Here is a 19,332-nt window from a genome sequence, read left to right as displayed (position 1 = left end):
GAACGGATTCACCGCGCAGCTTCGGTAGAACGCGCTCTAGACGCGAGATCTTCGACGGAGATCACCACGGAAGCGAGGCTGACTCGGAAGACGGCTCTCCGTGGAAACCGATCGAACCGAAATCGAGAAGCGCCGAAGCCAGAACTCGAACAGCTGCGAGACGGCCGGTCTCACCGTGTTCAACTACATGCGACTCGCATGCTCGAGTCCGGCCTGTTTCGCGTTCGTGGACCTGAGCTGCGTCGGTGCGATGGCTCTCTCGAGAAGGGAGTTTCGGAGAAGCGCCGAAGCCAGGACTCGAACCTGGGACAACCTCGTCTCTGCGGCGAACAGGCAGTACCTGCGTCGCCGTAACAGCGAGGTGCTCTACCATCTGAGCTACTTCGGCCCATCATCTGGTAGTCGGGTGTATTTGATAGGGCTTTCGTTTTCCCTTCTCTGGGTTCGATACTCTTTCACGCACCGCTCGAGTATCCCGTCCCAATGAGTGAGGAGGACGCCGACCGAGAGCCGGATCGCGACCTCGAGCAGGTCGTCGCCGAGATCCGAGCGCGAGTTACCCCCGACGACGACGAACGCGCGCGCCTCCGCGAGGTGGCCGACCGGCTCATGGGTCGGGCCGAGACCGCGGCGACCGACCTGTGTGCCGACGCCGACGTCTTACAGGTCGGCTCCACCGCCAGAGATACCTGGATCAGCGGCGACCGCGATATCGATATCTTCGTCCGGTTTCCGCCGGACCTCGACCGCGAAACGCTCGAGGAGTACGGCCTTGAGGTCGGTCACGCGACGCTGCCCGAGGGCCACGAGGAGTACGCCGAACACCCCTACGTCAAAGGCGAGGTCGAAGGGTTCGATATCGACGTCGTTCCCTGTTTCCGACTCGAGTCGACGACCGAGATCCGGTCGGCTGTCGATCGAACGCCGTTTCACACGCAGTATCTCCAGCGACGACTGGACGACGAGCTGGCCGCGGCCGTCCGCGTCACCAAGCAGTTCCTCAAGGGAATCGGCGTCTACGGCAGCGACCTCCGGACCCGGGGATTCAGCGGCTATCTCACGGAACTCCTCGTCTGCGAGTACGGCGGGTTCCGACCGCTGCTCGAGGCCGCGGCCGACTGGCGGCCGCCGGTCGAACTCGACCCCGAAGCACACGGCCGTACACACGAGACGGCGAAGCCGACTCGGAATGAGGCGGCCGGCGACGCCGACCGACCGTTCGACGATCCGCTGATCGTCATCGACCCGACGGATCCCGAGCGCAACGTCGCCGCGGTCTGCTCGGCCGAGAACGTCGCTCGCTTCCAGCACTACGCCCGCGAGTTCCTCGCGTCCCCGCGAATCGACTCCTTCGAACCCGACGATCCGGATCCCCTGTCCGAATCGGCGCTACGCGACCACCTCGAGCGGCGAGACACCACGCCCGTCGCCGTCAGGTTCGACGCACCCGACCTCGTCGAGGATCAACTCTACCCGCAACTCCGGAAATCGCTTGCCGGCATCACGCGGGGCCTGGACAACCGCGGCTTCGACGTCTTTCGGGCGACGACGATCGCTGACGAGACTGCGGTCGTCTTCGCCGAACTCGCGGTCGACGAGCGGCCGGCCGTCGAGCGCCACGAAGGGCCGCCGGTCCACGTCCGCGACCACGCCACCGGGTTCTACGAGTCCTATGCAGACGATCCCGACGCCTACGGCCCTTTCATCGAGGGCGGGCGCTACGTCACCGAGCGCGAGCGAGAGTTTACCACCGCCCGCGCGTTCCTCGAGAGCGACCGTCTCTTCGATGTCGGGCTGGGCGCACACGTCGAAACGGCGCTCGAGGAGGAGTATGACGTGCTGGTCGGGACGGAGATCACGACGCTGCTCGACGAATTCGGGACGGAACTGCGAACGTACTTCGACCCTTGGCCCTGAGACGCGCCGGCGCTACGGCGACCGTTTCCGTCAGAGTTCGTCCAGATCCACGTCGAGATCGTGGGCCTCGAGAACGTCCTCGAGAGCCGATTCGGCCGTGTCACCGGGTTCGTCGTCGGGCTCGATCGGTTCGCGGCCGTCGAAGGTCTCGTGGACGAGTGCCACGCTGTCGGCGAGCACGTCCAGCCCGTAGCCACCTTCGAGGATGAACGCCAACGCGGCGTCGATATCGTCGGCGAGGGATCGCAAACGGCCACTCAGCAGCGCGTAGGCCTCCGTCGAGAGCCGGATCCGCGAGATCGGGTCGTGGCGATGGGCGTCGAAGCCCGCGCTGATGAGGAGGAGATCGGGATCGAACGCGGTGAACGCGGCGGTGATCGGCCCGTCGACGGCGGCCAGATACTCCCTGTCGTCGGTGCCGGCCGGCATGGGGACGTTCATCGTCGTCCCGTCGCCGTCGCCCTCACCGGTCTCGTCGACGTCGCCGGTCCCGGGGTAGAGCCCCTGCTCGTGGATCGAGGCGAAGAACACGTCGTCCCTGTCGTAGAAGATGTCCTGCGTCCCGTTGCCATGGTGGACGTCCCAGTCGAGGATCGCCACTCGATCGACGTCGTAGGCGTCGTGATCGAGGGCGTACTGGGCGGCGACGGCAGCGTTGTTGACGAAACAAAATCCCATCGCGTCGTCGTAAATGGCGTGGTGGCCCGGCGGCCGACCGATCGAGAAGGGCGTGTCACGACCCGTGGCTCCCTCGAGTGCCGTCTCGGCGGCCCAGCAGGCGAGCCCGGCGCTCTGGCAGGCTGCGTCCCAGGTTTCCCCGACGGCAGTGGTGTCTGGGTCCCAGTTCCCACCACCGTCGTCACAGAACTCCCGGACGGACTCGAGGTACTCGCGGTCGTGGACGGCAGCCATCGCGTCGAGTTCGCAGGGATCGGCCTCGACGTACTCGACGCCGTGTTTCTTCTTCAGCCCTTCCCGAATCGCCCGTAATCGATCCGGCGACTCCGGATGGCGCGAACCTGGATCGTGTGCGAGACAGCGCTCGCTGTAGCCGAACTGCATCTGCTTACTCGAACAGCGAGAAGTATGTCTCGATGTCGTCGTCGGTGATCGTTCGCCGGTCGGCGTGGTGTGCGAGGATCGCTGCCGCCCGGGCGACGTTGTCCGCGTAGTCCTCGAGGATATCGGCGAGGGCGACGCGGGCGTCCATCGAGACGCGATAGCGATCGTCGATCTCCAGTCTGGCGATGCGATCGACCGGGGCGACCGGCAGTTCGAGACCCTCCTTGTCGACGATCCGCTCGACGCCGAAATCCTGTGCCATCAGCGTCTTCCGGCCGTCAGCCGTCGCCTCCTCGGCGGCATCGATTGCGAGTTCGCTCCCGTGTTCTTGAATCCGCGTTGCGAGTTGCTTCGACGCGTCAGCACTCACCCGAAGATTGCCTGCGTTCCGCCGGATGATCGTATCCACCGGAGCGAACGGGAGTTCGACGTTCATATCATGATAGGCGAAGCTAACTCCCTTAACGCTTTTCCTAGGCGGTCGATGAGGTTGCTCGGAACGTCAGAATACGTCGTTTGCGTCGAGACGGCCGTCGCGGACGATCCCTCGGGCGGTTACCTCCTCGCCGAGGCCGACGTCGGCGTCGGTCGCGACGCTCATGGTCGATTCGCCGTCGTCGAGCACGACCGGGTCGCCCGCCTGCACGACGACGCCGGTGAACTCGCGTTCCTCGCCGTCGGACGGTTCGTCCGACCCGGTCTCGGCATCGGCACTGGCACTCTCGTCAACATCGCTCGAGTCGGCCTCCTTGCCTTCCGCGTTCGAACCGTCACTGTCCCCGGCGAAGGCCGATAGCCCGGCGTTCTGGTCGCTCGAGTCAGCTGTATCGCCCTCGGACTCGCCGGAGCCCGCCGAATCGGATTCCAGTACTGTAATCGTCGACTGCCAGCCCGCGGAGGCCTCGAGATCGTCCTGCCAGCCGTCCTGAATCTCGACGTCGCCGAGTGCGACCTCGTCGCCCGGCCCCACGTCGATGTCGGCTTTGTCGCCCCAGAAGGCGACGCGGATGTCGTCGGTCGCGTCCTGGACGCGGATGTTCCGGACCTGTCCCTCCGAGCCGTCGTCGCGGTCGAAGGTCCGCTTCGGATCGGCCGAGCGAACGACGCCCGCGATGTCGACCTGCTGGTCGATCTCGAGGTCCTCGATTGGCGTGCTCTCGGGGACGTACTCGACCTCCTCGTCGACTTCCTCGACGGCGCCGCGGTTGCCGACGTGGAGTTCTAGCTGTCCGTCGCGGTCTTTGACGTAGCCGTCGATCACCTCGACGGTCGTCCCGGCCTCGAGTTTCGTGGCGAGGTCGGCCTGCTCGTCCCACAGCGTCACGCGAACCCGGCCGGTCGAGTCGCCGAGGACGAGGTTCGAGACCTTCCCTTCGGAGCCGTCGTCGCGGTCGAACGTCCGCACGCTGTCGGTGTCCAGCAGGAGGCCGACGAGGTTGACGTTCGAGAGACCGAGCGAAAGGTCCTCGACGGTGTACGTATCGGAGACCTGTACGTCGATCTCGGTGTCGTCGTCGGGCTGGACGTCATCGACGCTGATTTCGACGCCGGAAAAGCCCTCCTTGGGGCGGCCCTTGATCCGCAGGACCTGGCCCTCCTCGAGTTCCTCGATGGCGGCCTGGGCGTGGTCGTCCCAGAACGCCGCGCGGACGGAACCGGTCTCGTCCGCGACCTCGACGTTGACGACCTGTCCGTCCTCGTCCTCGCCGTCGCGCTCAAAGGTGCGCACCTCGCCGATCGAGAGTACCTTGGCGACGAACTTCGCCTCCTCCATTCCGGGTTCGATGTCGGCGATGCCCCCGACCTCGCTCTCGCCGACCTCGTGAGCGATCAGCATCGCCGCCGTCTCCTCGTCCGCGAGTCCCCCCATCTGCTCGACTTTCGCCTCGACGGCCTCGCGAAACTCCTCGAGAGAAACGTCGGCCTCGAGGTCTTCATATACGCCCTCGATGTCGCTCATTCTATGCTCGTGCATGGGTAGCCCGCGCATAAGCGTTATCCATTCGGTGTCTCAGCGTGACGCCGAGTGCGGCACGTACAGCACCACTGCCTATCGGATCGGTCCAGCTTGTCCTCACGGAATCCGGGTATTTGAGCCGCGTGCCGAGGGGACTCGAGCGAAGCGTCATACCCACTGTGGCCGCCTTACCGTATTTAAACGTCAGTGTCGTCCCGCCGGCGGGCCGACCTGCAGAGAGCGAGTCGGATTCTGATCGGGTACGTAGTGCTCGAAGCTGCTGGAGATTGCATCGACGCCAGTGCTCGAGTCCGAACTGTCTCGATGACCGATAGTCTTTGGCGACCCGCAGGCGGTGACGACTGACGGGAATCGACGGGCGGCGACCAGTCCCTTTCGAAAGGGCTTTAGTGTGCACCCGGTTACGAAGAGATGAGTCCTGGTAGGGTAGTGGACTATCCTCTTGGCTTGCGGAGCCAGGGACCGGAGTTCAAATCTCCGTCAGGACGTTTTTCGCGCGACAAACTCACGAGCACCGCGTAGCGGTGCGAGTATCCGTCGCGCGAAAACGGACACGGAGATTTGAGCAGACGAGTCGCAGCCAGCGAGGGATCTTCGATCCCTCGAGCAGTCGGCGCGAAGCGCCGACAACCGGGAGCGAACGTAGTGAGCGACCCGGAACGTCTCGGCGTGTTCAAATCTCCGTCAGGACGCTCACTCCTAACGAGTGCTTCGCGTTGCTCAGCACTCGCTTCGTCGTTCGGTCCTGACGTGCTCCACGCTCGCTACCGCTCGCGTGGAACTCCGTCAGGACGTTTCTGCCGACACCAATCCGCGAGCGGCGTGTGGCGCTAACGCGCCCCGAAAAGCGAACGGCGAAGCCGTGAGCAGCGAGCGGCTGGTGTCGGCGAAGCGCCCCGGAGATTTGAGCAGACCGGTGGCAGCCCGTGCAACCGAGCGAAGCCGTTTCGTGATGACGAGAAAGCTCTGTTCTCTTGAGCCTTGAGGTTAGCAGGGCCCTCTGGGCGAATTCAAATCGAGAAACTCGAGTACTGTCAGGAGACCACTCGTTCAAGGGCCGAATGAGACGGTTCTCGCGACCGTCGGGTAGGAACGAAATGAGATCAAAACCGCGTTCGGTTATCGGGCAGGTTCGAACGACAACTCGTCTGCAGCGATCGTCGAGAGCAACGATCGGATATCCTCGAGATCGGTGTCTTCGATTACACCGCGCTTCGAATCGTAGTCGATCATGTCCGCCTCCGCGAGCAGCGGCAGGTGGACGTGGATCAAGGAGAGATACACTCGTTTCACGTCGTCGGACGGCACGTCGGGGAGCGGCACGGTGTACTCTCGGGCGACGACCTCGTTGCTTACGTCTCGCACCGTCATCGTCGTCTCGGTGTCCTCGAGCGTGGTGAGCACAGAACGGCGGTAGGAGTGACTCAGAATGCGGAATATTTGATCGACTGTGGCTGAACTGTGTGACACGAGTACTCATTTTACAGTCCTGCCGCGGTTCACTGCCGTGCCTGTATATACACGGTTATAAATACACGTTCGTAAATCTGAGACGAATATAGCGAACTGGGTGTCATCGATGGGGCTCACGATCTGAACCCTCAGTCCTCGAATTGCGACTCCTCAGTGGGTGGTGTGACCGCCAGTGCGTGCTGAATGAGGCTGTCGTAGCCGCGTTTCAGGCGGCGAGACAGCGATTGTTGGCTGATCCCGATGCTGTTAGCGACATCCGTAAGCGAGACATCGGACGAGTTGTAGTAGTCCATTTCCCAGGCGGTAACGAGGGCATCGTGTTGCTTCTTCGTGAGCCCGTACTGTCCGCCTGCACGCGGATGAGCGTGTTCGTATAACTGGTTGAGATGGAAGGGGATGTCGTAGTCGTCGCAGTACTCCCGGAACTGATCGAGCCGATCGCGGTTGTTGAACCGCATGCTGAGTTCCCACTCGTTGTGCTGTGCGGACGCTTCGAGGATCGTCGCACCGACCGTCGTGTACGCGAAGACGATGGACTCGACGTTCTCCGTCCACTCGGCTCGGTACAGCGCCGCACGATCGACGTCGTCGATATGCCGGAGGTTCCGAATCGACGGATCGTCCGCAGCGACGTCTTCGAATCGAGTTTCCTCTGCTTGCGATACCCAGAAGTACGGCGTGAGGACCTCGTCCGTTGCGACGACGCGTTCGGTTTCGATGACCAGCTCGGGGGCTGCCTCGAGCGTCTCGGCGAGGGCAAACGCCTCGGCGGGAACGTGAAACTCACCGAACAGGGTCATACGATCCACCGGTGGCGGCAGAGTGGGCGTTGGACGGCCACGGTCAGTCTACCAGTTGCTGTCGCCCTGAACTGCGGTCACGATTCTGCTCCGACGGCGTGATGGCCTCGACAGTAATCGATACCGTCTCTGCAGCAACGACTGTGATTCGACAGTCGGCGTACGTGAACTCTATCCGTCCGGCCCGTTCGGCACCGGCCGCCGTCGGTGCAAAGAGCGCCTCGAGCGCCTCCGGATTGACGACATCGTACAACGGCGGCCGTACGTTCAGCGGATCAACTCCCTTCCGGGCCGCAACGGCTTCGACGATTTGTGTGGTCACCTGCCGGGTTTCGGTGACATCGTACTGCGTAGACACAACCGTGATACCTGTTCAGCGGGTAAAAGCTTCACTCTCAGTGTGGAACCGCTGTATTACGCGTCGATTTCCGCAGATACGATTCCAGCGGTCGAATCACAGCGTTGGGACTCGAGGACGAAAACGTGGGTGAGAGGAGTAAGCCCCCTTCTGTTCGGCCCGGCATTCGGCTGAGCGTCCGCGCCGTCCGCGGCGGGGCCGCGGGGTGTTCGGGCTACCACGGCGCGGACTTGCACCGGTGAGGATTCGCCGTTCCATCGATCCTCGGCCGTCTGTGTGCGGTCAATCGCGCCGATGGCGCGATTCGTGGATTCGAACCACGCGTCGCGACCGCACACGGCTCACGGCTTCCGCCGCTCGCCCGTTCGGCGGTTCACACCGCCTCACGAACGTGACCGCGAAGCGGCCACGCGTTCCCTCTGCGGGTCAACTCCCCTTCCTCTCGGTCGGGTTCGCACGCATCATCGGTCTGGCCGAGACGTGTCGTTTCTGTTCCAGAGCCAGCGGTCTCCCGCTCCGGACTTGCGTCCGGTCACCCGCCCGAACGGGTGGGGGGACTTTCCTCGCGAGCGTGGGGCGTCCTGAAGGGACGGCCCACGTTAGAGCGTGATGCATCCCGAAGGATGGGCACGCAGGTGGTCGCGCCGTTGCCGGCGGGACCATCGCGGCAGCCAGGCTCTCTCTCCCACCGTTTCTTGGGGCGTGGGCCGAATAAGTCCCCCGGTCGGAGACACAAAAAGCGTTCCGTGACGAATGGAAGCGCTTTAGGACGACTATCACCTTGTCCTTCTGTATGTCCCAGGGACAGGGCGTCGACCTTTCCTACGAGGACGGTGCACGCGCGGTCGAACTCGCGCGTGAATCCGTCGACTCCTACGTACGACACGGGCAGCGAGAACAACCAGGCAGCATGCGCGAAGCCTTCTACGAGCGAACCGGCGCGTTCGTTCGCCTCGAGTCGACCCGCGGCCGGGGGAGCCTGCGCGGCTGTGCGGGTGGCTACCACTCGGACGACCAGCTCGGCCACGTCATCGTCGACGCGGCGATCGAGGCCGCAAGCGAGGACTCCTGTGGCTCCGAAGTGAGCCCGTCGGAGCTCCCGAACCTGACGGTCTCGGTCTGCACCGTCAGGAACGTACTGCTGACGGACGATCCGCTGGCCGATCTCGAGCTCGGCACCCACGGCGTCGCCATCGACGGCGGCGGCGAGGGCGGCTGGATGTATCCGACGGTGCCGGTCGAGAACGGCTGGAGCGCCCGCGAGTACCTCGATCGCACCTGCCGGAAGGCGAAGCTCGCGCCGGGTGCCTGGCAGAACGACGACGTCATCGTCACGCTGTTCGAAGGACAAGTCTTCCGCGAGCGAAAGGCCGACGGAAGCATCGAAGAACTATAACAGCGAGACGACTCTGTTCTATTATTTCCTCCGCTGAGCGACTGCGCTGTCGCCAGGGTAACGGTGCTGTCAGTCGCTCATCCGCCCGACCGCGACGGCTGATTCACGCGTCCGATCGTGGCGATTGATTCGAGTCCTCGAGTTTTACCTCGAGCAAGTCGTTCAACGCCGCGAACACATAGTGAACCGTGAACCAGATGACGATCAGATTGACGAGGAGGACCAGCGGCACCGAGAGTATCGAGTGCCACGGGAGGAGGATCAACGTACAGAACCCGCCGATTGCGAAGACGATACAGAGGCGGCTCGCGAGCCGAGTCGCGATTTCGGAATGCGGGGCAATGGGTGCAGAAGGCATCGGTGGATCTCGTGTTTCTCACAATAAAAGTCAAACTATCCAATAGGATTTCAAAACGTATTTGCGTCGAGTCCAGCGCCAGCCGTCCGTTGCGTCGCACGCCGACCTTCGTTAGCGATCGATGTCCGCCGTCGAACGGTCGAAGCCGACCGCTTCGGCGTCGGCCAGACAGCGATCGGTCGCGTCCGCGAGCTCGAACTCGCGAATGATCTCGCCGTCGCGGACCAGCGGCTCGAGCAGCAGTTCACCGTCGCTCGGCTCCTCGCGGTCGGCGAGGGCGACGTGGTGGCCGCCGTCGGCGGTTCGGTAGACCTCCTTGACCCCTGAGAGCTTACCCCGCTTTGAAATCGGCTTGCCCTCTATTTCGACGATATCGAGGCTGAAGTCGACCGAATCGGCGCCGGTGATGTGGCTGCCGACGCCGAAGCCGTCGGCGACGTCGCGCAGCGGGCGGATGGTCTCGGGCTCGAGCCCGCCGCTACAGAAGATATCGACGTCCTCGTGGCCGCGCGCGTCGAGTTCCCAGCGGACCTCGCGGATGATGTGCCGGAAGTCGCCGCGTCGGGAACTCGTGGTGTCGATCCGAACGCCGTCGAGATCGTCGCCGAGTGTCTCGGCCGCCAGCAGGCTCTCGCTCTTCTCGTCCCAGAAGGTGTCGACCAGCGCGATTCGGGGCACCTCCTCGCCGACGGCCTCGTCGAACGCCGTCCACGCCTCGGCCTGGTTGCCCTCGCCGAAACAGAACATGAGCGCGTGGGGCATCGTCCCGCCCGCCTCTCGGCCCAGGATTTCGCCCGCAGCGACGTGTGAGAACCCGTCGAGACCGGCGAGCAACGCGGCTCGTTCGACCGTCGTCGCGATCGACGGGTGGACGTGGCGGGCCCCGAAGGAGAGGACGAGCGACTCGGGAGCCGCCAGTCTGGCCTCGAGCGCGGCCGTCGCGAAGCCGCTGGGCTGGGAGAGAAAGCCCAGCAGCGAGGTCTCGAGTTCGGCGAACGCGAGGTATGGACCCTCGATCCGGAGGACGGGGCCGCCGTCGAACAGTTGGCCGTCAGGGAGCGCGTCGACGTCGACGCCGCGGCCCTCGAACAGCGTTGCCACGTCTTTGACGCCAGTGAAGACGTCGAACTCCCCCGTCGGGAACTGGTCTGCGGTGACTTCGGCGACGACGCGCGGGTTCTTGCCCGCGTGCTCGAGCGTGGCCCGCGTACGCTCGAAGTAGGCGTCAGTCGCGTCCCCCTCGAGAATCGCCGTCGCGGGGACGGTTTCGAACGGATTTGACATATCGTCGGTTTCCCGTCGGAGACAAAAAAGCTACCCGTCTGTCGGCGCGCGCGGTGTCTTCGGCGGTCCGATCGGGAACGACGCTGCGGGCCGCGATGACGCGGCGGTTGCCGTTGGTCCAGCGGTAGCCGTCGGTCCGGCGGCAGCCGTTCGCTCGAGGGAGACTGCAGGCTCGAGAGCGCCCCCGGACCCGCCTTGGTTCGAGCCCGATTCGGTGGGGTGGATCGCCTCGAGGTCGTCGACGGTCGGCGCGCCGACGATTTCGACCGTCTCGCCAGTGACGGAAATGCGATACACGCCTTCGAAGGCCTCGCCGTCGGGGATCCGGTAGATGCTATTTCCAGCAGTGTCGACCCGCTCGGCCCCCTGGTTCGCGAGGAGCCGGCGGTATGCATCGGCGAACTCAGTCGCGTCGGATGGGCTCTCCCAGGCGAGCCGCCAGACGTGGCCGGTCTGGCTCGGCTCGTCCGTCTGCTGGTACACGTGAAGGCTATCGCCGGCCCAGCCGGCCGTCGCGGGATGGGAGTAGTTGTACTGCGAGCGCTCGGTCGCCCCCTCGCGGAGCGGACGCTCGATGATGCCGTTGGCCCAGAGCGTCGCGAACAGCGTGGCCTCACCGATCGTCTCCGTCCGGATCTCGCCGTCATCGCCGTCTCCACCGTCCGTGATCGGTTGCCACTCATCGCTCGAGCGGTCCGGAATCGCGACATCGACCGGATCGGCGTCGGGATAGCGCTCAGGGTGGATCAGCTGGGCGGTGCTCTGCGGCGGGGCGTCGTGGGCGGCGTCGACGGCGTCCCAGCCGCCGCGGTCGTAAAGTGCAGTGACGAATGTGGGACCCTCCGCGTACGGCACGTAGATCGAAAGGAAGAGCCCGACGTTGAACGGGCGCTGTGCGATCTCGTCGTCCGAGGCCGCCGACACCTGGCTGTCGGGTAGACACTGCCACTCGTTCCCGCACCGGCGATCGTACTGGACGGGGACGTAGCCCGCCTCACCCTCGATTAGCCCGTTTTCGGCGCGAATCCCGTCGATCGTCTCGCTCTCGCGAGCGAGACCGAAGTGCTGGTCCTGGAGTGCGTGTGTCAGTTCGTGGACCAGGATCTCCCGATCGATCCGGATCTCGTCGGTGTCGTCGGTGATAATGACGATCCGGTCGTTCACGTAGTAGCCTTGAATCGAACTGCCGTAGAGATCGGCGAACGCCCGGTTGACGTCCGTTTCGCCGTCGACGACGAACGCCCCGCGCCAGAGCTCGTTGGTGAACGCCGACGCGTTTTCGGTGTCGGACGCCCGCCGGTCGCGGTACTCGGCGCGGCTCATCACCTCGAGGTCGACGTCGCGTTCGTATTTCAGCCCGCGGACGACCTCGATCCGGGCCATCGAGCGGTACTTCACGGCCTCGAGTTGGGCCTCGGTGAGTCCGTCGCTCGCGTCGAACTCGAAGACGTCGTCGTGGGCATAGTCGCCGACGTGTCCGAGTTCGCGGTCCGTGTCGAACTCGTCGGGAGAGCCGGGAAGCGCACAGCCCGAGAGCACGAGCAGCACGACGACCGCGAACAGTCGAGTTCGGCTCATCGAATCACCGTTCGACGTGGTCGTGAAAGCGGTATCGGCCAACCGGCCGCGAGAAGGCGGTGTCGGCCAGGTGTGAAAACGGCGCGTCGATCGATTGGGAGCTCGGTCACGTTCGGGAGCCCGATCACGGTCGATAGCGCCCGACGGCGAGCCAGGTCACCGATCCGAGCAACGTGATCGCGATTGCGCCCGCTGCGGCCGTCGTACCGAACCCGGGAATGGGAAGGGAAGCTGCTTCGGGTGCCGCACCGGTCTCGACGTTCGACAGCGCCGCGACCGACGGGGCGCGGACGATCGTCACCGTCGTCCCGTTCCGCTCGAGGAAGTACGCGCCGGAGTAGCCGCCGTCGTCGATCACGAAGGTGTTCTGGCGATCGTCGACCGCCTCGGCACCGTGGTCGTCGAGTAGCTGGCGGTAGCCGTCGAGGAACTCCTCGGTGTCGTCCGTCGACTGCCACTTCGTTCGCCAGACGTAGCCGGCCTCGCCGGCCGCAGCGGGATCGCTCTCGTTGTCGATCTCGTCGCTGGTGTAGACGACCAGCTTGTCGCCGGCCCAGCCGTCGGTGTAGGAGTGGTCGTAGTTGTAACTTCCCTCCTCGCTGCCGAAGAGTTCGGTGGCGCTGATCACCGACGACTGACCCCCGTCCATCGCGTCGGCGGCGAACATCGCGACCATGCCCGCTTCGCCGACGGTGTCGTTCGCCACCGCGCCGTCGACGGTGAGCTGTCGCCAGCCGTCGCTCGAGCGGTCGGGAACCGAGACGTTCGCCGGTTCGCGCTCGGAGCCGGGGTGGATCACGGCAGACGTCGTCGCGGGCGGGTCGTCGTAGGCCGCGTTGACCGCCGACCAGCCCTCGCCCTGCTCGCGCAGGGAGTCGACGTAGTCGGGACCGTCGCTGTAGGGCTGATAGACGGCGAAATAGATGCCCCAGTTGACGTCGAAGTTGCCGGCCTGTTCTCCGCCGCTGGGACTGAGACAGTCCCACTCGCTCCCGCATCGGTCCTCGTACGCGCGTTCGACCCAGCTTGCGTCGCCTTCGGCCAGCCCGTTGCCGGCCAGCTCCGCGTCCTGCGTTGAGCCGTTGAGCCGCGACAGGTCGAATCGCTGGTCCTGCAGGGCGTGGACGAGTTCGTGGCCGAGCGTCAACTCGTCCAGTTCGGGTGACTCGGGGTTCTCCGAGACGATGACGATCTCGTCCGTTTCGGGGTCGTAGTAGCCCTTGACGGCACCGCCGTACACCGTCTCAGTGGCGTCGGCCGCCGCCGTCTCCCGGTCGACCGTGAACAGCGCTTCGTAGCCCACGTTCTGCTCGAGTCGTTCGGCTGCGGTGTAGTTCGCGAAGCGCTCCTCGTTGGTCTGCCGGTAGGTCTCGCGAGAGACCACGTCGACGGCGACTTCGTCCTCGAAGGTCATGTTTCGGATCGTCTCGACGCGGGCCATCGCTCGATAGATAACGGGATCGAGTTCGTCCTCGTCGACGACCGCGTTCGACTGACTGTCGACGGCCAACTCGTCGTCGTACCAGTAGCCTTCGACGTAGCCGACGGTGTCCTCGGTTGAGGGGTTCTCGGGACGGGCGTCCTGTGTCGCAACCGCGCTCGAGGCCGACGGCGACTCGAGGGACGGCGCGGACTCGGCCGACGTCGAAGCGGTGCTCTCGGGAGACGCAGCAGCGCTCGCCGCCACCATGGGGCCGGCGAGGCCGCCGGTCACCAGCATCGCGGTGAGGACGATCGTAAGCAGGGCGACGACCGAACGGGAGCGCGTTGGCTGCATGTGAGGTGATTGAGTATCCGTTGGAATGGAACTGCAAAAAGTACGACGGTTGTACCGCCCGGAATCCGACGAGCGACGACGGTGTCTCGAGGAGCGTCAGACGGTCTACTGTAAGTCATTTCCGGCGCACCCGCGACCCGCCATGCGGGTGCGCCGGTACACAGTGACAGCAGACCGTCTCAGTCGTCGCCCGCCAGCGTCTCGGAGTCGTCGTCGGCCAGCGCTTCGGGCGAGGTCGGCTCGACATCGGGCTCCGTTCCGAGCGGTTCGACGCGGACGTTCGTTACCTTGTACGCCGGGATCTTGCTCTGCGGGTCGAACTCCTCCTTGGTCAACCTGTTGACCGCCCCGTGGATGAAGTGCATCGGGACGAAGAGGACGTCCGGTCCCGACGTTTCCTCGACGTTCGCCCGCACGACGATATCGCTCTGTCGGGACTCGACGCGGACGTACTCGTCGTCCGCGATACCGAGCCGGTCGGCCGCCTCCGGATGGATCGTGACGAAGCTCTCGGGAACCTGCTTCATCGACGCGTTCCCGCGCCGCGTCATCGACCCCGTGTGCCAGTGGTAGAGCACCCGCCCGGTGGTGAGCGTGAACGGGTACTCCTCGGTCGGGATCGGACGCATATCGTCGGCCGCCTCCGACGGGACGAACCGCGCGAGCCCGTCGTCGAAGTTGAACGCATCCTCGTAGAGGTACGGCGTTCCGGGGTGGTCCTCGTTCCAGCACGGCCACTGGAGGCCGTCCTCTTTCTCCTCGAGACGCTCGTGAGTGACGCCGCCGTAGATGGGCGTGAGGTCGTTGATCTCGTCCATCACCTCGGCGGGGCTCTCGTAGTCCCAGTCGAACCCCAGCCGACCGGCGAGGGCCTGCAGGATGGCGGCGTCCGTCTGCGCCTCGCCCGGCGACTCGACGGCCGGCCGGACGAGCTGGATCCGACGCTCGGTGTTCGTGACGGTGCCGTACTTCTCGGCCATCGACGCCGCCGGCAGCACTACGTCGGCGTGCTTGGCCGTTTCGGTCATGAACAGCTCCTGGACGACGAGGAAGTCGAGCGCCGCCAGCGCTTCCTCGGCGTGCTGGATATCGGGCTCGGATTGGGCGGGGTTCTCGCCGACGATGTACATCCCGTGCAGGTCGGTGTTCTCGGGGGAGTAGCCCTCGTCGGCGGCGGGGTCGTCGGTGCCGCGCTCTGCTTCGCCGTCCTCGGGATAGTCGCCGCCGTACGCGTCGGTCCCCTGCTCGCCGTCGACGGTTTCCTTGACGCCCGGGATGGCGCTGAACATCTCGGTCACCCGCAGGCCAACCTCGTTCGGCGGCCGGACCCCCCACGAGTCCTCGAACTTGTCCAGCACGTCGTCGTCGGTGACGTCCTGGTATCCTGGGAGGTTGTTTGGGATCGGTCCCATATCGCCACCGCCGCCCTGGACGTTGTTCTGCCCCCGGAACGGCGAGAGTCCGGATTCGGGTTTGCCGACGTGCCCGCAGAGCAGCGCCAGGTTGGCGATGGCGAGCGCGTTCCGTGTGCCGTGTGCGTGCTGGGTCAGTCCCATCGCCCAGCCGTAGACGCAGGTGTCCGACGTCGCGATGGTCTCGGCCGCGTCCGTGAGGTCCGCCGCCGGAACGTCGGTCACCTCCTCGACCCGCTCGGGGGTGTATGGCTCGACGGTCTCCTTCAGGTCGTCGAACTGTTTGGTGCGTTCGTCGACGAACTCCTCGTCGTAGAGCTCCTCCTCGATGATGTGGTGCATCATCCCGTTGAGCCAGACGGTGTCCGTCCCGGGCTTGGTCCGGTTATACTGGTCCGCGTGGTCCGCGATGGTCATCTTCCGCGGGTCGAACACCACCAGCTCGGCACCGTCGCGGACGTTCTGGACGATGCGCGTCGCCAACACCGGGTGGCTCTCCGTCGTGTTCGAGCCGGTGATGAGATAGCAGTCGGTCTCGCCGATGTCCTCGTTGATGCGGTTGGTCATCGCGCCGTAGCCGACCGTCTGCTTCAACGCGGCGACGGTCGAGGAGTGACAGAGCCGCGTGCAGTTGTCGACGTGGGGCGTCTCGAGCACCTGCCGGGCGAACTTCTGGGCGAGGAAGTTCTCCTCGTTGGTCGCCTTCGAGGAAGAGGTCACCGCCAGCGAGTCCGCGCCGTACTCGTCGCGGATGTCGGTCAGGCGGTCAGCGACGCGGTCCAGCGCCTCGTCCCAGGAGGCCTCGCGGAACTCTCCGTCCTCCTTGATCAGCGGCGTCGTCAGCCGCCCGTCGGAGTCGACGTAGTCGTAGCCGAACTTCCCCTTCACGCAGGTCGAGAAGTCGTTTGCCGGCGTCTGGTCCGGATCGGCGGGGCGGACGCCGAGGACCTCTTCGCCCCTGCCGTAGAGCTCGAACCGGCAGCCGACGCCGCAGTAGGTACAGGTCGTGTCGGCCACCCGGATGTTCTGCTTTCGAGCACCGCTGACGACCTGCGCGGCGTCGAACAGCTGTCCGATCGTCATCGATTTCTCGGCGACCGATTCCGCCGCGTGCTCGACCGTCTCCGTCGCGCGATCGACCGTCTCGACCGCCCGTTCAGTCGCACGGTCGGAGAGCGTCGTCGCCCGCTGTTTCGATTTCGCCATGAACTCCGCGACGCCGTCGAGTTCCGCGGCGTCCGGCTCGATCTCGCCGTCCGGCCGATCCGCAGCGGTCGACTGGCTCTCGGCAGTCGGCTGGCCCTCGTTGGCTGACTGCTCCTCGAGCGCGCCGCCGCCGAATTCCGGCACTTCGCGGTTCGGCGCGTCGGACGTGTCGGCCGTCTCGAAGGGGCGTCCCTCCTGTACCTCGCCGATGGAGACCTTCTGCGTAAAGCCCGGGAGCGGGATGGTCGTCGCGTCGACGAGCCCCTCTTCGACGAGCGAGCCGGTCGGACAGACGGTGACGCAGTGTCCACAGGAGATGCACGTCGAGTCCTCCATCGTGTCGGCTTCGGGCTTCTGGAAGTCGATGTGGATGTCGTCACCCTTCCCGGACATCCGGAGGACGCCCGCGTTCTGTACGTCGTTGCAGGCCTCGACGCAGCGGTTACAGAGGATGCACTTGTTGCGATCGATCTGGATGACCGACGTGTCGTCGATGGGCGCGTACGCATCGCGGTCGTCGAACACGCCGTAGCGCGGCTCGTTCACGCCGTGGTCGATGGCGGTGTCCTGGAGTTCGCAGCGGCCGTTCTGGCCGCAGGTCGTACACCGCAGGTTGTGATTCCCGAGCACGAGGTCGAGGTTGACGTCCCGCGCCTCTTCCGCGTCGGGCGCGTCGGTGGCGACCTCGAGGCCGTCCTCGGCGGGGAAGCTACACGCCGGCACGGTACCGTACTCGTCGGTCTCGACCATGCACGTCCGACAGGCGCTGCGCGGCCCGATGTTGTCCGACTGTTCGGTGTCGCGATCGTAGTAACACAGCGCCGGCACGTCGGAGTCGGTGTCAACCGTCTCGAGAGCGTCGATGAGCGTCGAGCCAGGCGAGACGGCGACCGGCTGGCCGTCGATCGTCACGGTCGTCATCTCGTCGCTCTCGACGCCCACGTCGGGGTCGTTCGCCGTCCCCGTGCGGAAGTCCTCGGTCAGCGGGGTGCTCGAGCGCGGATCGTCGACGTCGGGGACACCGGGCAGGTTCTCGGTCGGCGCGTGCTCGGTCGGTCCGGGATCGTCCGCGCTCACGACTGGGACACCTCGCAGGCACCGCTCGGGCAGCGGCCGGCCGCGTGGGCCTCGAGTTCGGTCTCGAACCGGTCGACGGCCGTCTCGACGCTCCGGGCCGTCGACTCGCCGAAGTCACAGAGGCTCGAGGTGTCCATCACCCGAGTGAGTTCGCGGATCATGTCGTCCTCGTAGTTCCCGTCGTAGATCTCTCGGAGGAGACTGAGGAGCTGTTTCGACCCCTCGCGGCCGGGGAAACAGCGGCCGCAGTTCTCCTCGCTGGCGAATCGGACGCGCTCGCCGGCCGTCGCGAGCACGCAGCGGTCCGTCCCGAACAGCTCGACCACGCCCTCGGTGCCGAGGTCGGCGTTCGTCAGGGCCGGTGCAGTCGCGGTGTGCTCGAGCGATCGAGTGAAGCCGCCGAGCTGCCCGCCGACGCAGGCCATCTTGACCCGGTCCGGCGCGTCGACGGCGTCGCGGACGGCCGAAAGCGAGCTCCCGGTCGGCAACTCGACGGTCGCCGGCGTTTCCACGTCGCCGGTGACGGTGACGAGTCGCGTTCCCGGGTCGGCGTCGGCGGCGTCGAACGCGTCGGGCTCGAGAAGCGCGGCGCGAATCTGCGCGAGCGTCCGGGGAGTCTGTACGATCGTCGGGCGACCGTACAGGCCGTGTCTGGCGGGCCCGGGCGGGCGCAGGCGCGCTTCCAGCCGGTCGTTGCCCTCCAGAGCCTCGAGCGCCATGGTGAACTCGCCGGCGATGTACTCGTCGGGGCCGGCGACGACCTGTGGGGAGTCCGGGTTGCCGGCGCTCGTTCCCGCCTCGAGCGCGTCGGTGACGGTGGCGGCGGCGCGACGGGCCCGGTGGCGGACGAGGTCGTCGTCCTCGTTCGTGTAGACGACGATATCGCCGGGAGCCGCGCCGACCAGTTCGGCGACGGCGAACGCCCCGTCGAGCACCGCCGCCGGCGAACCGCCGAGCAGCGTCCGATCAGTCTCGTTGCGGCGGTCGCTTTCGTTGGTGTTGACCACTACGACTGGATCGCCTGCTGTTTCGCGGGCGACAGACACGTCCTCGGTGACGGGCGCGTCCTGACTCGCGTCGCCGCGACCGCGCCCGAGGAGCCCGATCTCGGAGAGTCGCTCGAGCGCTGCCTCGGGATCGTCGCGGGCGAGCGCTGCGGCGCTCGAAGTCGCGGCGGCACCGCCCTCGGGATCGACCCAGCCGCAGCCGCCCAGCACGCGCCGCGTCCCGACGGCGAGCGGCCCGTCGGACGGGATCGGCAGCGTCTCGACGTCGGCGGCGTGTTCGACGACCCATTCGGCGTCGTCCGCCCCGACGCTACCCGATTCGGCGCGCTCGACGATCGTCCGCGTTTGCGAGGGCGAGGGCCGGGGATAGTACGCCGTTCGTCCCTCGATCGTAACCAGAACGAGTGGCTCGAGCGCGCGGACGCCGGTCGAGCCCACCTCAAGTACATCAACCGTGTCGGCGGCGGTACGGACCGTCTGGAGGATCTCCCGCCCTCGCTCGAGAGGATGGGCCGTCTCGTCGGCATCGTCATCCGCTGGCTTGCGCGCGACGCTCGGCGGCTCGCCGCGACCGACCGTGACGCGGACGATCGCCCGTTCGTCGTGCAAATTTGGTTCTCGGCTCACTGGCGTAGCGTTCACCGAGTCC

At 65.7% G+C, this 19,332-nt stretch carries 14 protein-coding genes, 2 tRNA genes and 1 other RNA gene; 3 read left to right on the top strand and 14 right to left on the bottom strand.

Annotation, left to right across the window (positions count from 1 at the left end; translation table 11 throughout):
• Positions 1 to 282 precede the first annotated feature (282 nt).
• Positions 283 to 388: transfer RNA gene (locus HYG81_RS32290), tRNA-Asn, on the bottom strand.
• A gap of 95 nt (positions 389 to 483) precedes the next feature.
• Here HYG81_RS32290 and cca point away from each other — a divergent pair.
• Complete coding sequence (gene cca, locus HYG81_RS32285) at positions 484 to 1,917, top strand: CCA tRNA nucleotidyltransferase (protein WP_180840292.1); 1,434 nt, start codon at positions 484 to 486, stop codon at positions 1,915 to 1,917.
• A gap of 30 nt (positions 1,918 to 1,947) precedes the next feature.
• Here the strand turns inward: cca and HYG81_RS32280 are convergent, their stop codons facing one another.
• The 3 genes from HYG81_RS32280 to HYG81_RS32270 form a co-directional block, all read right to left on the bottom strand.
• On the bottom strand, positions 1,948 to 2,979 hold the full coding sequence (locus HYG81_RS32280) for a histone deacetylase family protein (RefSeq protein WP_180840291.1): 1,032 nt from the start codon (positions 2,977 to 2,979) through the stop codon (positions 1,948 to 1,950).
• 4 nt (positions 2,980 to 2,983) lie between these two features.
• The gene (locus tag HYG81_RS32275; protein WP_180840290.1) at positions 2,984 to 3,415 is read right to left on the bottom strand and encodes a histone; all 432 of its coding nucleotides are present in this window, start codon (positions 3,413 to 3,415) and stop codon (positions 2,984 to 2,986) included.
• Between the two features lie 66 nt (positions 3,416 to 3,481).
• The gene (locus tag HYG81_RS32270; protein ID WP_180840289.1) at positions 3,482 to 4,939 is read right to left on the bottom strand and encodes a single-stranded DNA binding protein; all 1,458 of its coding nucleotides are present in this window, start codon (positions 4,937 to 4,939) and stop codon (positions 3,482 to 3,484) included.
• Between the two features lie 433 nt (positions 4,940 to 5,372).
• Between HYG81_RS32270 and HYG81_RS32265 the strand changes: the two genes are divergently transcribed.
• Positions 5,373 to 5,445, top strand: a tRNA-Arg gene (locus HYG81_RS32265).
• Positions 5,446 to 6,076: 631 nt separating this feature from the next.
• Here HYG81_RS32265 and HYG81_RS32260 read toward each other — a convergent pair.
• From HYG81_RS32260 to rnpB, 4 genes are all read right to left on the bottom strand, one after another.
• A complete protein-coding gene (locus HYG81_RS32260) occupies positions 6,077 to 6,361 on the bottom strand; it encodes a DUF7344 domain-containing protein (RefSeq protein ID WP_180840288.1) in 285 nt (94 codons plus the stop codon).
• 197 nt (positions 6,362 to 6,558) lie between these two features.
• Entirely contained in the window at positions 6,559 to 7,230 is a 672-nt protein-coding gene (locus HYG81_RS32255) for a helix-turn-helix domain-containing protein (protein ID WP_180840287.1), read from the bottom strand.
• Positions 7,231 to 7,273: 43 nt separating this feature from the next.
• Positions 7,274 to 7,588 carry a HalOD1 output domain-containing protein gene (locus HYG81_RS32250; protein ID WP_226375948.1) on the bottom strand — a complete coding sequence of 105 codons (315 nt, stop codon included), beginning with the start codon at positions 7,586 to 7,588 and terminating at the stop codon, positions 7,274 to 7,276.
• A gap of 134 nt (positions 7,589 to 7,722) precedes the next feature.
• Positions 7,723 to 8,171: RNase P RNA component (rnpB, locus tag HYG81_RS32245), an RNA gene on the bottom strand.
• Between the two features lie 210 nt (positions 8,172 to 8,381).
• On the opposite strand from rnpB, the gene HYG81_RS32240 reads away from it, so the two are divergent.
• Complete coding sequence (locus HYG81_RS32240) at positions 8,382 to 8,984, top strand: TIGR00296 family protein (RefSeq protein ID WP_180840286.1); 603 nt, start codon at positions 8,382 to 8,384, stop codon at positions 8,982 to 8,984.
• A 103-nt stretch (positions 8,985 to 9,087) separates the two neighbouring features.
• On the opposite strand, the gene HYG81_RS32235 is transcribed toward HYG81_RS32240, so the two are convergent.
• From HYG81_RS32235 to HYG81_RS32210, 6 genes are all read right to left on the bottom strand, one after another.
• Entirely contained in the window at positions 9,088 to 9,342 is a 255-nt protein-coding gene (locus HYG81_RS32235; RefSeq protein WP_180840285.1) for a hypothetical protein, read from the bottom strand.
• A 111-nt stretch (positions 9,343 to 9,453) separates the two neighbouring features.
• Entirely contained in the window at positions 9,454 to 10,626 is a 1,173-nt protein-coding gene (locus HYG81_RS32230; protein WP_180840284.1) for a nicotinate phosphoribosyltransferase, read from the bottom strand.
• A gap of 30 nt (positions 10,627 to 10,656) precedes the next feature.
• Positions 10,657 to 12,204: an Hvo_1808 family surface protein gene (locus HYG81_RS32225; protein ID WP_219628694.1), complete on the bottom strand. Its 1,548-nt coding sequence runs from the start codon at positions 12,202 to 12,204 to the stop codon at positions 10,657 to 10,659.
• 124 nt (positions 12,205 to 12,328) lie between these two features.
• Positions 12,329 to 13,981: an Hvo_1808 family surface protein gene (locus HYG81_RS32220; protein ID WP_180840283.1), complete on the bottom strand. Its 1,653-nt coding sequence runs from the start codon at positions 13,979 to 13,981 to the stop codon at positions 12,329 to 12,331.
• A 179-nt stretch (positions 13,982 to 14,160) separates the two neighbouring features.
• The gene (locus HYG81_RS32215) at positions 14,161 to 17,676 is read right to left on the bottom strand and encodes a molybdopterin-dependent oxidoreductase (RefSeq protein WP_180840282.1); all 3,516 of its coding nucleotides are present in this window, start codon (positions 17,674 to 17,676) and stop codon (positions 14,161 to 14,163) included.
• Positions 17,673 to 19,292, bottom strand: coding sequence for an NADH-ubiquinone oxidoreductase-F iron-sulfur binding region domain-containing protein (locus tag HYG81_RS32210; RefSeq protein WP_226375947.1), 1,620 nt, complete (start codon positions 19,290 to 19,292; stop codon positions 17,673 to 17,675). Before HYG81_RS32210 ends, HYG81_RS32215 begins: the two co-directional genes overlap by 4 nt.
• Positions 19,293 to 19,332: the final 40 nt, after the last annotated feature.

Origin of the sequence: Natrinema zhouii (assembly GCF_013456555.2) — an archaeon.
Lineage (GTDB): Archaea > Halobacteriota > Halobacteria > Halobacteriales > Natrialbaceae > Natrinema > Natrinema zhouii.
The sequence above is the reverse complement of the archived record's forward strand: the minus strand, read 5'-3'. Positions and strand labels throughout refer to the sequence as shown.

Coding starts and splice junctions, on each gene's coding strand:
- cca (WP_180840292.1), top strand. CDS start 484: ATGAGTGAGGAGGACGCCGACCGAGAGCCGGATCGCGACCTCGAGCAG.
- HYG81_RS32280 (WP_180840291.1), bottom strand. CDS start 2,979: ATGCAGTTCGGCTACAGCGAGCGCTGTCTCGCACACGATCCAGGTTCG.
- HYG81_RS32275 (WP_180840290.1), bottom strand. CDS start 3,415: ATGAACGTCGAACTCCCGTTCGCTCCGGTGGATACGATCATCCGGCGG.
- HYG81_RS32270 (WP_180840289.1), bottom strand. CDS start 4,939: ATGAGCGACATCGAGGGCGTATATGAAGACCTCGAGGCCGACGTTTCT.
- HYG81_RS32255 (WP_180840287.1), bottom strand. CDS start 7,230: ATGACCCTGTTCGGTGAGTTTCACGTTCCCGCCGAGGCGTTTGCCCTC.
- HYG81_RS32240 (WP_180840286.1), top strand. CDS start 8,382: ATGTCCCAGGGACAGGGCGTCGACCTTTCCTACGAGGACGGTGCACGC.
- HYG81_RS32235 (WP_180840285.1), bottom strand. CDS start 9,342: ATGCCTTCTGCACCCATTGCCCCGCATTCCGAAATCGCGACTCGGCTC.
- HYG81_RS32230 (WP_180840284.1), bottom strand. CDS start 10,626: ATGTCAAATCCGTTCGAAACCGTCCCCGCGACGGCGATTCTCGAGGGG.
- HYG81_RS32225 (WP_219628694.1), bottom strand. CDS start 12,204: ATGAGCCGAACTCGACTGTTCGCGGTCGTCGTGCTGCTCGTGCTCTCG.
- HYG81_RS32220 (WP_180840283.1), bottom strand. CDS start 13,981: ATGCAGCCAACGCGCTCCCGTTCGGTCGTCGCCCTGCTTACGATCGTC.